This window comes from Aeromonas sp. R2-2 (assembly GCF_040908355.1).
GTDB lineage: Bacteria > Pseudomonadota > Gammaproteobacteria > Enterobacterales > Aeromonadaceae > Aeromonas > Aeromonas veronii.
The window spans coordinates 1-16,446 of sequence record NZ_JBFODQ010000025.1 but is presented as its reverse complement, the minus strand read 5'-3'; the positions used below and the strand labels follow the sequence as shown (position 1 = coordinate 16,446).

At 55.4% G+C, this 16,446-nt stretch carries 8 protein-coding genes; 7 read left to right on the top strand and 1 reads right to left on the bottom strand.

Annotated elements, in window-relative coordinates; genetic code table 11:
• Positions 1–11: 11 nt before the first annotated feature.
• The gene (gene gltB / locus AB5Z09_RS04590) at positions 12–4,469 is read right to left on the bottom strand and encodes a glutamate synthase large subunit (protein WP_368194729.1); all 4,458 of its coding nucleotides are present in this window, start codon (positions 4,467–4,469) and stop codon (positions 12–14) included.
• Positions 4,470–5,080: 611 nt separating this feature from the next.
• On the opposite strand from gltB, the gene AB5Z09_RS04585 reads away from it, so the two are divergent.
• From AB5Z09_RS04585 to AB5Z09_RS04555, 7 genes are all read left to right on the top strand, one after another.
• Positions 5,081–6,010 (top strand): TIGR01212 family radical SAM protein, encoded by a 930-nt coding sequence (locus AB5Z09_RS04585; protein WP_236361509.1) that lies wholly within the window; start codon positions 5,081–5,083, stop codon positions 6,008–6,010.
• A 377-nt stretch (positions 6,011–6,387) separates the two neighbouring features.
• On the top strand, positions 6,388–8,532 hold the full coding sequence (locus AB5Z09_RS04580) for a type I secretion system permease/ATPase (RefSeq protein WP_005350980.1): 2,145 nt from the start codon (positions 6,388–6,390) through the stop codon (positions 8,530–8,532).
• Complete coding sequence (locus AB5Z09_RS04575; RefSeq protein ID WP_005350982.1) at positions 8,525–9,958, top strand: HlyD family type I secretion periplasmic adaptor subunit; 1,434 nt, start codon at positions 8,525–8,527, stop codon at positions 9,956–9,958. The genes AB5Z09_RS04580 and AB5Z09_RS04575 overlap by 8 nt, the downstream gene beginning before the upstream one ends.
• A 37-nt stretch (positions 9,959–9,995) precedes the next feature.
• Positions 9,996–11,312 (top strand): TolC family outer membrane protein, encoded by a 1,317-nt coding sequence (locus tag AB5Z09_RS04570; RefSeq protein WP_139442622.1) that lies wholly within the window; start codon positions 9,996–9,998, stop codon positions 11,310–11,312.
• A gap of 135 nt (positions 11,313–11,447) precedes the next feature.
• On the top strand, positions 11,448–12,200 hold the full coding sequence (locus AB5Z09_RS04565; protein ID WP_235671900.1) for a transglutaminase-like cysteine peptidase: 753 nt from the start codon (positions 11,448–11,450) through the stop codon (positions 12,198–12,200).
• A gap of 3 nt (positions 12,201–12,203) precedes the next feature.
• The gene (locus tag AB5Z09_RS04560; RefSeq protein ID WP_158114013.1) at positions 12,204–14,129 is read left to right on the top strand and encodes an EAL domain-containing protein; all 1,926 of its coding nucleotides are present in this window, start codon (positions 12,204–12,206) and stop codon (positions 14,127–14,129) included.
• Positions 14,130–14,392: 263 nt separating this feature from the next.
• On the top strand, positions 14,393–16,446 hold a 2,054-nt coding region (locus AB5Z09_RS04555; RefSeq protein ID WP_368194728.1), incomplete at its 3' end, for a retention module-containing protein.

The following is a 16,446-nucleotide window of genomic DNA, read 5'->3' as shown; positions in this document are numbered from 1 at the left end:
GGGTTCCCTCCTTATTGCGCCTGGATTCTGAGTTCTGCACTGGAACGGCTGGTGTGACCCAGCAGCGATTTCACGTCGCTGGACTTGGGTTTGATCAGCCTGAACTTGGGCACATAGGAGTCGAAGTTGGCCAGGATCTCCTCGGCGCGCGAGCTGCCGGTCTCATTGAGGTGCGCCGTGATGATGCCGCGCAGGTGTTCCTGATGGATGGCGAGATCCGCCACGTCCAGCAGTTCCACCAGCTCGGGATTGGTGCGCTTGGCGAAGTTGCCGCACTCGTCGAGCACGTAGGCAAAGCCGCCGGTCATGCCCGCCGCGAAGTTGACGCCGGTCTGACCCAGTACGATGACGATACCACCGGTCATATATTCACAGCCGTTGTCGCCAATCCCCTCGACTACCGCCAGGGCGCCGGAGTTGCGCACCGCGAAACGCTCGCCCGCAGTGCCAGCGGCGTAGAGTTTGCCGCCGGTGGCGCCGTAGAGGCAGGTGTTGCCGATGATGGCCGCTTCATGGGATTTGAACGCCACGCCGACATGTGGCTTGATCACCAGCTTGCCGCCGGTCATCCCCTTGCCCACATAGTCGTTGGCGTCACCGGTGAGGATCATCTCAAGGCCACCTGCGTTCCAGACGCCGAAGCTCTGGCCTGCGGTGCCGTTGAAGTGCACCTTGACCGGATCTGCCGCCATCCCCTGGTTGCCGTGCCGTTTGACGATTTCGCCGGAGAGGCGTGCACCCACCGAGCGGTCGGTGTTGCGAATGTCGTAGCGGAACTCGCCACCGCTTGAGGTTTCCACCGCTTCCAGCAGATCTTCCACCATCTTGAGGTTGAGCGGCCCCTTGTCGAAAGTGGGGTTGTGCTGCTGGCTGAAGAGGCTGGAGCCTGCCGGCGCAACCGGACGGGCCAGAATGCCAGAGAGATCCAGCTTGGCCTGACGGGCGGTGAGGCCGGGCAGGGCTTCCAGCAGATCGGTGCGGCCAATCAGGTCGGTCAGCTGGGTGACGCCGAGCTGGGCCATCAGCTCGCGGGTCTCTTCGGCGATGAACTTGAAGTAGTTCATCACCATTTCCGGCAGGCCGGTGAAGTGCTCGAGACGCAGCTTCTCATCCTGAGTGGCTACGCCGGTGGCACAGTTGTTCAGGTGGCAGATCCGCAGGTATTTGCAACCGAGCGCCACCATGGGGCCGGTGCCAAAGCCGAAGCTCTCGGCGCCAAGGATGGCCGCCTTGATGATGTCGAGACCGGTCTTGAGACCACCATCCACCTGCAGCCGCACCTTGTGGCGCAGACCGTTGGCGACCAGCGCCTGTTGGGTCTCGGCCAGACCCAACTCCCACGGGGAGCCGGCATATTTGACCGAGGTGAGGGGGCTCGCGCCAGTGCCGCCGTCATAACCTGAGATGGTGATGAAGTCGGCATAGGCCTTGGCCACGCCGCAGGCAATGGTGCCGACGCCAGGCTCGGAGACCAGTTTCACCGACACCAGACAGCTCGGGTTGATCTGCTTGATGTCGAAGATGAGCTGGGCCAGATCCTCGATGGAATAGATATCGTGGTGCGGCGGCGGCGAGATCAGGGTCACGCCGGGCACGGAATAGCGCAGCTGGGCGATCTGGGCGGTGACTTTGTCACCGGGCAGCTGGCCACCTTCGCCGGGCTTGGCGCCTTGAGCCACCTTGATCTGCACCACATCGGCGTTCATCAGGTAGTGGGGGGTGACGCCAAAGCGGCCGGAAGCCACCTGCTTGATGCGGGAGTTCTTCTCGGTACCGAAACGCTTGGGATCTTCGCCGCCTTCGCCGGAGTTGCTCTGACCGCCGAGGCGGTTCATGGCGACAGCCAGTGCCTCGTGGGCCTCAGGGCCGAGGGCGCCGATGGACATGGCGGCGGAGTCGAAGCGGGGGAACAGCTTGTCGGCTGGCTCAACCTGATCCAGCGCCACCGGATTGTCGACCTTCTTCAGCGCCAGCAGATCGCGCAAGGTGGCAACCGGGCGCTCGTTCACCAGACGCGCGTACTCCTTGTAATCGGCATAGTTGCCGGAGCGCACCGCAGTTTGCAGGGTCTGCACCACATCCGGGTTGTAGGTGTGGTACTCGCCGCCGTGGACGAACTTGAGCAGGCCGCCGTGGGCGAGGGGTTTGCGCACCAGCCAGGCCTGACGGGCCAGATTGTGCTGATCCTGCTGGATGTCGGCAAAGTCGGCACCCTGAATACGGCTCGATACGCCGCGGAAGCAGGTATCGACCACCGACTTGGCCAGACCCACCGCTTCAAACAGCTGGGAACAACGGTAGCTGGCGACCGTGCTGATGCCCATCTTGGACATCACCTTGTAGAGCCCTTTGTTGATGCCGTTGCGGTAGTTGACCATGGCCTGGCGCAGGGACATGGTGAGCACGCCCTCTTCAACCTGTTTAGCCAGGGTTTCGTAGGCGAGATAGGGGTAAATGGCGGTCGCGCCAAAGCCCAGCAGCACCGAGAAGTGGTGCGGATCGCGGCAGCTTGCGGTCTCCACCAGAATGTTGGCGTCACAGCGCAGGTTGTTGTCCACCAGAGTGCGCTGGACCGCGCCCACCGCCATGGCGGCCGGGATCGGCAGGGTGTCGGCGCTGATATCGCGATCCGACAGCACTAGCAGCACGGTGCCACTCTTGGCGGCGGTTTTGGCCTCGTCGCAGATGCGCACGATGGCTGCTGCCAGCCCCTCTTCGGGCTTGAAGTTGAGGCTGATCACCTGATGACGGTAGTACTCACCTTCCAGTGCCAGCAGCTGGTGGAAGTCGGAGTAGAGCAGGATCGGCGACTGGAACAGCACGCGGTGGGCGTGGCCGAAGGTCTCGTTGAAGACGTTCTGCTCGCGACCGATACAGGTGGCCAGCGACATCACGTGGTTCTCCCGCAGCGGATCGATGGGCGGGTTGGTCACCTGGGCAAACATCTGGCGGAAGTAGTCATAAAGGGTGCGCGGGCCGGAGGAGAGCACCGCCATCGGGGTATCATCTCCCATGGAGCCCACCGCTTCCTGACCGTTCTCACCGAGTACCCGGATGATCTGATCCAGCTCCTCGAAGGAGTAGCCAAACAGCTTCTGATAGGTTTTCAGCTGGTCGTCGGAGAACTCGCGGCTACCGGTCTGGCTGTCGTCCATCTGCTCGAAGGGGACCAGTCGGCGGCAATGTTTGTCCATCCACTGTTTGTAGGTGTGGCGGGTCTTGAGATCGTCATCGATCTCGAAGCTGGTCCACACCTTGCCGTTGCTGGTATCCACCACGAACAGCTCGCCTGGGCCGACTCGGCCCTTCTCCAGCACTTCGTCTGGGGTGTAGTCCCAGGTGCCGACCTCGGACGCGAGCGTGATGAACTTGTCCTTGGTGATGACATAGCGGGCCGGACGCAGGCCGTTTCTGTCCAGCGCGCAGGTGGCGTAGCGGCCGTCGGTCATGACGATACCGGCGGGGCCATCCCACGGCTCCATGTGCATGGAGTTGAAGTCGTAGAAGGCGCGCAGGTCGTCATCCATGTTCGGGTGTTTTTGCCATGCAGGCGGGATCAACAAGCGCATGGCGCGGAACAGGTCCATACCACCGGCGAGGAAGAGATCCAGCATGTTGTCGAGGCTGGAGGAGTCAGAGCCGGTGGTGTTGACGAAGGGGGCCGCTTCCTGCAAATCGGGGATCAGCGGCGTCGCAAATTTGTAGCTGCGTGCTTTGGCCCACTGGCGGTTGCCGGCGATGGTGTTGATCTCGCCGTTGTGGGCCAGATAGCGGAACGGCTGGGCCAGCGGCCAGCGCGGGCTGGTGTTGGTGGAGAAACGCTGGTGGAAGACGCAGATGGCTGCCTGCATACGGATGTCGGCGAGATCCAGATAGAAGCGCGGCAAGTCCACCGGCATGCACAGCCCTTTATAGACGGTGACCAGGTTGGAGAGGCTGACCACGTAGAAGTAGTCGTCGTTGACGCGCTTTTCGATGCGGCGACGCACGATATAGAGGCGGCGCTCGAGATCCTTGTCGACCCAGCCGGGCGGGGCGTTGACAAAGACCTGTTCAATGCTGGGCAGGGAGGCTTTGGCGATAGTACCCAGTACGTTGGTATCGACCGGCACCTTGCGCCAGCCGACCAGACTCAGGGTCTCTTTTTCCAGCTCCTCGTCGATTATGTCGCGAGTTGCCTGGGCCAATACGGGGTCCGGGTTGAGAAACAGCATGCCGACCGCATAGTTGCGGCCAAGGTGCCATCCCTTCTCCTCGGCGACAGCTCTGAAGAAGCTGTCCGGTTTTTGCAGCAGCAGACCGCAACCATCGCCGGTCTTGCCATCGGCGGAGATCCCGCCGCGGTGCTGCATGCGAGCCAATGCTGACATCGCGAGACGGACAAGCTTGTGGCTGGCTTCCCCTTCCATGTGGGCCAACAGGCCGAAGCCACAGTTATCCCTCTCCAGCTTTGGATCATATAGTGACATTGCATTTCTCCCTTGCTCGGCCTTGTATCGCACAGTCATCACCTGACTGCATAAATTGCGATTGGCTCTTGTGGTTCCGTCTGCCTGACGTGGCGAATCTCCAAACTAATGGGATTTTCTGGCGAGGTCAATCGCAGGTCAGGTTTGTCTTCATGGTTACATTCGCATAACAAAATGTCGGGTTAGGGGGATTAGCTCGCAGTTATGGAGTGTTTATTCTGTGTGACTTGATTTTGTTGGTTAAATATATCGCCATTGACGGGCTCAATGGTGCGCTCGGCGACGATGGGCGAATGTAGTAATTTTACCAACCCGATGTGGCCGACAGCGGAAGGGATCACATTTTCAATATCCCATGCTTGCAATTGTGTGCTGTCGGGTCTCTTTGAATTTTTCATTGTTCAACAGTGGGTTATCAGGTCTCATTTTCATATGGATGTTTACTGTTTGAATCGTCAAAGAACTGTAAAAATCCTTTTTTTGCGCTTTTTCTCTATATTTATTCAAAATTGGTCGGGTATTTATATGTTTTACCCTCTCCGCTAGCTTGATCCAGCTCAGCCCCTGTTTTGCGCAAGCTCGTACAATGGCGCTCCTTTAGCGGAGGTGTCATGCAGTTACACGAACTCGTCAATACATTCGGTCAGGATCTCAAGCAGCGTCATGGTCAGAAGATCCACAAACTCTCCATCCACGGGGCCTTCACCTGCCCGAACCGTGACGGCACCCTGGGCCGTGGTGGCTGCACCTTCTGCAACGTATCCTCTTTTGCTGACGAGTCGGCCCAACAACTCTCCGTGGTACAACAACTGCTGGCTCGCCGGGACGAAGTCACCCGTGCCAAGCGCTATCTTGCCTACTTTCAGGCCTATACCAATACCTATGCCGAGGTCGAATATCTGCAGCGGATGTATGAAGAGGCGCTGTCGGTGAGCGATATGGTGGGGCTCTGTGTGGGCACTCGCCCCGATTGCGTGCCGGATGCGGTGCTGGATCTGTTGGCGGGCTATCAGGCCCGGGGTTACGAGGTGTGGCTGGAGCTCGGGCTGCAAAGCGCCAATGACAAGACCCTGCAACGGATCAACCGCGGCCACGGTTATGTCGCCTATGAGGATGCGGTAAGACGTGCCCATCAGCGCGGCATCAAGGTATGTGCTCATCTGATCGTCGGCCTGCCGGGCGAAGTGCCAATGGACAGCCTCGATACCCTGCATCGTATCGTTGAGACCGGTGTTGAGGGGATCAAGCTGCATCCGCTTCATGTGGTAGAGGGCAGTACTCTTGGCAAAGCGTGGCAGGCGGGGCGCCTTGAGGTATTGACGCTTGAGCAGTATGTGGAAGCCGCTGTCGCCATGATCCAGCACACGCCGCCCGAGGTGGTGTATCACCGGATTTCGGCATCCGCGCGCCGTCCAACGCTGTTGGCGCCAGCCTGGTGTGAAAATCGCTGGACTGCCATGGCGGATATTGCCAAAGCACTCTCATTGAATGGCCCGCAAGGTCACGCGTTGGGCAGACCCTTCATACTTCCTGACCTATAATTGAGCACCAGATTATTATTTTCACGTAAAACATAGGGTTATATAAAAAACTTCATACCCTAAACTATAGTTTTGGTACGTGCCGGTTGATATAGTGGTGCGCCATAATAAATGTCATTATCAATTAACTCCGACATTCACCCTGATTGCAGTGTTAGCATGGTGTTGATGAGCCGATTATTTTTACCAATAACGAATCATGCCGCCATTGCTGCTGTGCCGGGAAATTGGCGATGAGTGTCGCGATCTATCTGGACAGGTTTATCCCCTGATCAGTCTCATCAGCGGGAAGGCCACTCGGTTTTAGCGTGGCTATAGCAGGGAAATATGAGCGATGAACGCTCTTATCTACCTCATTTATGCAGTGACAGGATGCTATGCAAGCAGAAACAAGTCGTATTGATGAGTTATTGGAGTGTCTGGTCTTCTTGACCCGTTTTTATGGTGTGCCCAACAGTCAGGATGCCCTGACGACCGGGTTGCCACTGGTCTCCGGACGCCTGACTACCGCACTCTTTTGCCGTGCTGCCGAGCGGGGCGGGTTATCCGCCCGTGAAGTGATCCAGCCACTGGCTGATATCTCTCCCTTGCTGCTGCCTTGTGTATTGCAGATGCGCAGTGGTGGCGCCTGTATATTGCTGGAGTGGAACGAAGATCGCAGCCAGGGGAAAGTGATTTTCCCGCAGGCCGGTGATGCCGCGCAATGGCTGACCGCAGCCCAGTTGGGTGATGAGTATCTGGGACGCCTCTTCTACGTGAAGAAGCAGTTCAAGTTTGACGAACGCTCGCCCAAGGTGCTTGAAACCCGTGATGGACACTGGTTCTGGAGCACCTTGTTCGAATCCCGCGGCATCTATCGCGATGTGCTGATCGCCTCCATTCTGATCAACCTGTTTGCCATCGCCAGCCCTCTTTTCACCATGAACGTCTATGACAAGATTGTGCCCAATCTGGCGTTTGATTCGCTCTGGGTGCTGGCTGTCGGGGCCATGGTGGTCTTTACCTTCGATTTTGTGATGCGGCAGTTGCGCAGTTACTTTATCGACATTGCCGGTAAAAAGTCTGATGTGCTGCTGTCCGCCAAAATTTTCGCCAAGGTGATGGGCATGAGGATGGAGTCTCGTCCCGCTTCCACTGGCGCGTTCGCCAAACATCTGCAGGAATTTGAATCGGTGCGGGAGTTTTTCACCTCCGCAACGGTTTCTACTCTTATCGATCTCCCCTTTGCCGTTTTCTTCCTTTTTATCATCTGGATGTTTGCAGGCGTGATGGTGGTGGTCCCCATCGTCGCCATGCTGATCCTCATCGCTTACAGCTTTTATATTCAGGAGCCCCTCAAGCAGTCCATCGAAGAGGGGTCGCGCCTTGCGTCCCAGAAGAACGCCAACCTGATTGAAAGTATTTCCGGGCTTGAAACCGTCAAGATTTTCGGCGCCGAGAGCATGTTCCAGCATCGCTGGGAACAGGCCGTTTCCCATATTTCCACCTGGGGCGTACAGACCCGCCGCATTACCAACTCCATGTCCTCATTGGCCAGTTATATCCAGCAGGTGGTGACGGTCGGTCTGGTAATCGTCGGTGTTTACCAGATCTCCGAAGGTTTGGTCACCATGGGGGGCATGATTGCCGCCGTGATGCTCTCCAGTCGCGCCATTGCGCCCATGGTACAACTCTCCGTGTTGTCGACCCGTTATAACCAGGCCAAGTCAGCACTGGATATTCTGGAAAAAATCATGCAAACCCCGGGTGAGCAGGAGGAGGGCAAGCAATATATCCATCATCCGGTGATTGCCGGTCGAATTGAATTTGAAAATGTCTCCTTCAAATATCCCGGCATGGAAACCAGCACTCTGCACAATATCAATTTGCGCATTCAGCCGGGCGAAAAGGTGGCGATTATCGGCCGGATTGGGGCGGGTAAAACGACCCTCGAGAAGCTGTTGATGGGGTTGTATCGACCGACCGATGGCTCGGTACGTATCGATGGTTTTGAACTCGATCAACTGCCACCTGCGGTAATCCGCCGCAATATTGGTTGTGTCCCGCAAGATGTCATTCTTTTCTTTGGCTCGGTGCGGGACAACATCATGCTGGGTAATCCGCTGGTGGATGATGTGAGAGTCTTGCGCGCCGCCAAGCGGGCGGGTGTCACCAACTTTACCAACCGGGATCCCAACGGGCTGGATCGGCAGATAGGTGAGGGTGGCCGTCAGCTTTCCGGTGGCCAGCGTCAGTCGATCCTGCTGGCTCGCGCCCTGCTCAATGACCCCCCCATTCTGGTGATGGATGAGCCGACCTCCAACATGGACAACCAGTCCGAAATGCAGGTCAAACAGGAGCTCGCCAGACTTGGCCCGGAAACCACATTGATCCTCATCACTCATAAAACCTCGATGCTGGATGTGGCATCGCGAGTGATCGTCATCGAGCAGGGTCAGATCGTTGCTGATGGCCCCAAAGAGGTGGTGTTGCAGCAGTTGAAGGAAGGCAAGGTGCGCGTGCAGGAGGTGTCCCATGGTTAAGGGGCTCATGGACTGGTTCAAGCGCAGCAAAAAGACGCCTTCCGGCGAGGTATTGCCGGCACCCGAGCATCTGGAGTTTGTCGATGACGGCGCGGCAGCTGTGCTGCTGACCACGCCGACGGGAGCTCGTATCCTGCTATGGTGCTGTTTCCTCTTTTTCATGAGTGCCATCGTCTGGGCTGCCTGGGCCGAGCTGGATGAAGTCACCGTGGGTCAGGGCAAAGTTATTCCATCCCGTCAGCTGCAGGTGATCCAGAACCTGGAAGGGGGGATCGTCAAAGAGATCTTCGTCAAAGAGGGGGATATAGTCGAAAAGGGGCAGCCGCTGCTGCGTATTGATGACACCCGTTTCCGCTCCGACTTTAGAGAACGGGAGCAAGAGGTGGTCACCCTCAAGGGGGATGTGGCCCGTCTGCGCGCCGAGATGGCCAGCGTCGAGGTGAAAAACGACCCGGCACTGGGGTGGCGTGAGCAGGTCGTGGTAGGCGAAGCGCCAATCCAGTTCCCCGATGGTTATGAAACCGTCTTTGCCGAATATGCGCACCGTGAGCGCTCTGTACAGCGGGATCGCCTCAATAACCTGAAGAACCAGCTCTATATTCTTGGTCAGCAAATCGAACAGAAAGAGCAGGAGCTGATTGAACTGAATGCCAAGATCCGCACCGTGAATCGCAGTGTGGATTTGGCCAGACAGGAACTGAATATTAGCCGTCCGTTGGCGAAAGAAGGTATAGTGCCTCAAGTGGAGCTAATCAAGCTGGAGCGGCAGGTCAACGAGATGCAGGGGGAGCTGGAGAGCAACCGTCTGCTGATCCCAAAACTCAATTCGGTACTGCGTGAGACCATCTCCAAGCGTAATGATATTGCGCTGAAGTTCAGAGCAGACTCCCAGACTGAACTGAATGAGAAACAGGGGCGGCTTGGCCAGTTGTCAGAAGGGCAGGTTGGCTTGCGAGACAGGGTCGACCGGACCAGCGTGATTGCTCCGCTCAAGGGCACCATCAAGAAACTCAAGATCAACACCCTGGGCGGCGTGGTTCAGCCCGGCATGGATTTGATGGAGATTGTGCCGCTGGAGGATACCTTGCTGGTAGAAGCCAAGGTGTCACCGAAAGATATCGCCTTCCTGCGACCGGGGCTGGATGCCATCGTCAAAATTACTGCCTACGACTTTACAATCTATGGAGGATTGCATGGCAAGGTTGAACAGATAAGTGCGGATTCGATCCAGGACGAGGAGGGGAACTCCTTTTATCTGGTTCGGGTTCGAACAGAGAAGAGTTACTTGGGCGATGAGCTTAACGCACTTCCCATCATCCCCGGTATGTTAGCCAGTGCTGATATCATTACTGGTAAAAAAAGTGTCCTAGACTATTTGCTTAAGCCGATTTTACGGGCAAAGCAGTCGGCACTGAGAGAACGATAAGCCAACAATCTAAAAACAAAACATGACTGGAGATAACATGAAAAAAACGATTGTTGCCATGCTGGTCAGTGGCTGCATCCTGATCCCGAGCCTGGGTCAGGCCCAGACTCTGGAAGAGTCGGTGGCACAGACACTTGCTACGCATCCCAAGATAAAGGAAGCGTTTGATCTGTATCAGGCACGACTCTATCAGCATGATGGAGCCAAGGGTGGCTATTATCCTACGATCGATCTGCGTGGCGGCGTAGGTTATGAAAAAACTGACAGCCCTTCAACGCGTCGTGATCCAACTAGTGATGATTCGTTGACTCGTAAAGAGGCTGGACTCAGTCTGCGGCAAATGTTGTTTGATGGCTTTGATGTCAGCAACAATGTCTCCAGAACCGAAGCTGAAGCCAATGCCCAGCGTCTGGCGATGATCTCCGAAGCAGAAAACACCGCGCTGCGGGTGGCTGAGGTCTACCTCAATATGCTGCGTCAGCAGGAGATTTTGGAACTCTCCAAACAAAACCTGGAAACCCACGAACAGATCCGCAGCGACATCAGCAAGCGGACTGATTCAGGGCTTGGTTCTACTGCGGATCAGACCCAGATTGAAGGTCGTGTTGCCCGAGCCTATTCAAATCAGGCTGCTGCTGAAAACAACTATCGCGATGCAGAGAGTGAATTTATTCGTGTCGTGAACGAGGTACCCAAAGATCTGGTGCAGCCGGTTCCCAATACCGAGCTTATCCCGACCAGCCTCGATAGTGCGCTGAAAACGGCGACCGAAGTCCACCCCACCCTGCTCTCTTCCTTGCAGGATATCGAAGCGGCCAAGTATCAGCATGAAGGTGCCAAATCCGGTTTCTATCCCAATGTGACATTCGAGGTCGATCAGAACTGGAATGAGGATATCGATGCTGTTCCTGGCCGTAATGATGACCTGACCGCCATGGTGCGGATGCGTTACAACCTGTTCCGTGGCGGTTCTGATGTGGCAGAGAGCAATGCAACATCGGCGCTCTACTCTCAGGCGAAAGACATTCATTTGAATGCGTTCCGCCAAGTAGAGGAAGGCACTCGTCTGGCCTGGAACGCGAAAGAGTCGCTGGCCAAGCAAAAGACCTTCCTGAAAGAGCATGTTGACGCCAGCTATGACACCGTACAGGCGTACAAGAAGCAGTTTGGGTTGGGTCAACGGACATTGCTGGACGTATTGAACACCGAGAACGAACTGTTCGAGGCGCGTCGCAGCTATATCACTGCCGAGTATGATGCACTGCTGGCGGACTATCGCATTCTCAACGCGACAGGTAGCCTGCTCAATGCATTTAGCGTCAAACAACCCGCTGAATGGCAGGCTAGGCAATAACCGTTTGCCCATGAGCCCGCTGGGATCATGAACGCCAACATGGTGACTGCTGCTGGCAGTCACCATGTTTGGCTAAAGCAGATGGTTGCACGGGCTTTGAGGAGTGCAGCAGCAATAATGCAGCAGGAATATGACGTGACACTCCAGCGCGGAACCGGCGGCAGATGGGGTTATCTTCTTAATGAATGGAGATACCGATCCTTACGCGCTCTGCGCCACTCCTTATGGATCCTGCTGTTACCCTTCTCACTTCTGCTCTGTGCCAGTCAGCCTCTGCCACAGGAAGATCTCAACTTGATCAAACGGGCGGAGCAGACCTATGGCGCCAGAGCCGGCAAGCGTGTAACTAGTTGGCGTATGCTGGTCATGGAGACGAAGGGCAGGGCCCTGAGCGAAGAAAAAAAGCTTGAGCGGGTAAATAATTTTTTCAATCGGATGCGTTTTATTGACGATATCAAGTTGTGGCGCAAAAAGGATTATTGGGCAACCCCGCTAGAATTTTTGGGAGCCGCTGGGGGAGACTGTGAAGATTTCAGTATCGCCAAATACTCTACGCTGCTCGAGCTTGGGATCCCGGATGATAAAATGCGGATGGTGTACGTTAAGGCTCTTGATTACAACCAGTTTCACATGGTGGTGGCATATTATGAGACACCCTCTTCCGTTCCGGTTATTTTGGATAATTTGATAGGCTCGATTCGCCCAGCCACACAGCGGCGTGATCTGGTGCCTATTTACAGTTTTAACGGTAGTCACTTGTGGTTGATGAAGGCACGAGGCCAAGGGGAACTGGCTGGTCAATCATCCCGCTTGGGATTATGGAATGATTTACGCAATCGCATGACCTCGGGGCGATTGGCTCGGCCAGTGGTGAATTTGGATGATTAACCTATGACGCTCTATCGACAGTTATTAGCCACCATGCTGCTGCTGTTTGGATTGTTATTTGCGGCCACATACTGGGTGCAATTCAATTCAACCCGCACTTATCTGGCGCAGCAACAGGAAACAACGGTCATCAATACGGCAACCTCGCTGGGGCTTGCGCTCACCCCCTATCTGGAAAACGGTGACAAGGTCGGTGCCGAGTCGGTGATCCAGGCCATTTTTGATGGCGGCTATTATCGACTGGTTCGCCTTGACCTGCTTGCATCAAAGGATGTCATCGAGCAGGAAAATACCAACAATATTCAGGGGGTGCCGCAGTGGTTTGTGAATTTGGGTCTGTTTCCTGAGGTATCCAACGAGTCAATTCTGACGTCTGGCTGGTTGCAGCTTGGAAAATTAAAAGTAGTGGGTCACCCCGGCCAGGCTTATTACGAGTTGTGGCGTGGGATGAGTGAGCTGGCGAGCTGGTTTCTGGTCGGCTTTTTGATCACCACAATTTTGTTGATGAGAGCACTCAACTACTTGCTCAAGCCACTCAAACAGATCTGTGATCAAGCCGTAGAGATCGAGCTGCACCATTTCGGGCATACGATCCCGGAGCCTAAAACCCATGAATTGAAGCAGGTCGTTCAGGCGATCAACACCCTCTCAAGCAAGTTGGCGTTGCAGTTCAAAGAGCAAGCCGATGAGGCCGAGAAATTGCGTGAGCGGGTTTATGTCGATGCCGTGTCGGGGCTTGGCAACCGAGCCTATTTTGTGGGTCAGGTAAACGCATGGATAGCGGAGGCAGGCCAAGGTGGCGTCATGCTGGTTGCGGTCGACATGCTGGATGATATCTATCGCGATGAAGGCTTTGCTGCCCGCGACAACATGGTCAAATCGATAGCTCAGGCTTTGAAAGAGCAATTAAAAGGGTGGGATGGCGCAGCCTTGGCACGGATCTCCGCGACGGAATATGCGCTGCTCTGTCCAACTGACGATCTGACTCAGCTAAAAGAGCTGGCTGAAGTGATTAATAGCCGCATTGCCGATCTGGTGGTGAATCCAATGGGCGAAGGGGATGCGCTCTCCGTCATCGGTATTGCCGGTCGTGATGGTAATGATGATCTCTCTGCCTTGTTGACCAAAGCCGATAATGCGCTTGGCAAGGCGCGCAATGAACGCCGTGGTGCTGTGGTGATGGAAGGGGGGACCGAGCAAGGTTTGATGGGGCGTTTGGCCTGGCGAGATCTGGTACAAGATGCCATTTCACGACAACTTTGGCGCTTCAAAGCCCAACCAGCTTGCCGGTTTGATAATGGAGCAAGGTTGCATGCCGAGCTGTTTGCTTCTATCTCTCGGGATGGCACTGATTATTTTGCAGGTCAGTTCTTGCCCGCGATTGAACAGTTCAAATTGGGTGGCGAGTTTGACCAAGCGGTGCTTGATGCTTGCGTTCCATTACTGCAAAAACAGTCTGATCTGGTACTGGCGATCAACATCACTGCTGGCTCGCTCTGCTCGGATGAATTTTTAACCTGGCTGACGCGCTATCTGACCGAGCATGTTGAGCTGAAAGAGCGGTTGTTATTTGAAATACCTGAAGCTGCCATCATGAAACATAAAGACAACGTGGCTGCGTTGGTTGGCACCTTGCAAGCTCATGGCTTCCAGTGGGGGGTTGACCACTATGGTCGTCACTTCCAGTCTCTGGGCTATCTGGAGGAGTTGTCGCCGGCTTATGTCAAGGTTGATCACGGTTATACCAGTCAGGTCATGGAGCCGGGGGCTGACACCTCATTCCTGGCTGCAGTGTGTCGCGCCGCACATAATGCCGGTGTGACCACCATTGCAACCCGCGTCGAAGATCAACATCAAGTGGAACTGCTTTCCAAGTTGCATATCGATGGTTACCAGGGATTTGTTCATCCCGCCTTCCCATTGTCTTGAATTAAATGCTGGAAATGGCCCCGATAGGGGCCTTTTTTATACCAGTCACTTCTCTTTTCGCCATTTTTCTATAACCAACTCAAGGTCGGTCTTGAATGGGGCTGTGTCTAGGGTTCTGATTTGTATTAAGAAATTCCAACTCTTCGATTTTTTTCCGTCCATTTGTTGAATTCCTCTCGAACGTACGCTTTTTTGCAACGGAACAGCGCGCTATCTCCTTCTACGGTGTAGACATCAAGATCTGTCACCTTGGAGCAATGGATATGCGTACCCAAATCATCGACAAGTCCGTGGTTGTCTCAGCTATAGAAGGCAATGTGGAGATTGTGCTGGCTGATGGAAGCAGCCGCCCTCTGCAAAAAGGGGAAATTCTCCAACCCGGAGCAAAATTGACCATAGCGGATGACGCCAAGCTGGCTCTTTCCCCTTATGACGATACTCCTGCATCGGATGTTCCGGCAGGTTCCGAGTCCGCTGAACCTGCTCAACCGCAAGTGGCGGCCAGCCAGGAAGGCGCACCTTCAGATATTGCCGCATTGCAAGAATCGATTCTGCAGGGTGTTGACCCGACTCAAAACTTTGAGGCTTCTGCTGCTGGTGGGGCACCAGCGGCCGGTGGTGGTGGCGGCATTGGTGGGGTTGCGGGGGCCAGTGGTAATGGTGGTTTCGTAACAATTGATCGAACAGGCGATGCCACGATAGCGGCTGCAGGGTTTGATACCACCTACGATACGGCCGCTGTCATCAATGAAAATCAGGCCGAAGATTTGATTCTTGAAAATCAGCTTGATGATTTGGGCGAAACCGCCGAGACCCTGGAAGACACTCAGGTCAGTGGGAATTTACTCGACAATAGTACCAATCCAGATGGGCCTGCTGATGCCTCTATCGTTTCATATGACTGGGGTATCAATATCGGAGTCCCTGCGGGTGTTGCTGCCACCATTACTGGAGTGGGCACACTGATCATCAACCCGGATGGGAGCTATACCTTTACTCCTGCGCCTAACTATGATGGCGCTGTTCCCCCGGTGAACTATCAGGTAACTGATGGCCAGGATACAGTGACTTCAACACTCGTTATCTCCATTACTCCGGTAGATGAGGCGGTAGGCCTTGATGGGCTTACTCTGGAAGGAGGAGAGGTGTTGGTCAGTGATGCCAACCTTGCAGACGGTTTGGCACCTAACGCAGCCGCGTTAACTCAAAGTGGGGTGTTTACCTTTAATGCCCTTGATGGCGTACAAACGCTGGCAATCGGGGCGATCCAGTTGATCAGCAATGGCACCGTGATTGCTCTGCCTGTATCCATTGAGACACCGCTGGGCAATGGATTGCAAATCACTGCAATAACCTACGATACCGTTACCGGTAACGGCAGTGTCTCCTACAGCTATACCCTCCTTGATAACGAGGCCCATCAACAACCCGCGTCTGACCTGCAATTGGGTGAGAGTCTCGCTGTGACCTTGACCGATGATGACGGTGATACAACCAGTGCAACGCTGGACATCGTTATTCAGGATGATGTGCCGACCCAGGATGTGGGGGTGGCCGAAGAGGCTAATTTGGGTGGATTGTCGGTCAGTCTGGACGAGACGGTCGGCAAAGAGGATACCTACAGCGAAAGTGATGTGAATGACGGCTATGTCAGTGATGACGTAGAGGGTGCACTGGCCCGGGCTACAACTGCGATTGAAGGTGGTTTGCTGTCACTGTTTACCAGCAGTGGCAGCTACGGTGCTGATGGTGCAGGTAGCATCACCGGCAGTTTCAGCTTTGTCGGAATTGGCGAGGCGGGGGTTGCCACCAACCTGTTTGCCACCAAAGGTGGTGCGATAACCTTCAATGCGGTGAGCGCGACCGAGCTGCAAGGGGTTGATGGTGACGGCGATGTGGTCTTCAGCATCAAGATTGTGGTGGTAGATGGAGTATCCCAACTGCAGACCACCCAGTTTGAAGCCTTGTCTCATGACGACACCGGTTTGTTTGATGAATCACTGTCGCTGCTGCTCAGTGGGCAGAACAGTCTGGGACTGCAATACAGCGTGACCCGTGTGGACGGAGATGGCGATAGCGTGACCGACAGTGCCACTGTCCGTTTGATTGCGGGCGAGCGGTCGGTATTCAGCTTCGATGATGACGGCCCGACCCTGAGTGTCAGTGCCGAGGCCTCGGAAGGGGAACTGGCGGCCCTGCAGGTCAGCCTGGATGAGAGCGTCGGGGACGACCGTGCAGCATCTGGTGAGACCGCCGATGGTAATGACGACGATACCGGTCCGGGCCTGGCCCAGGTGTACAGCAGCGTCAGTGGCGG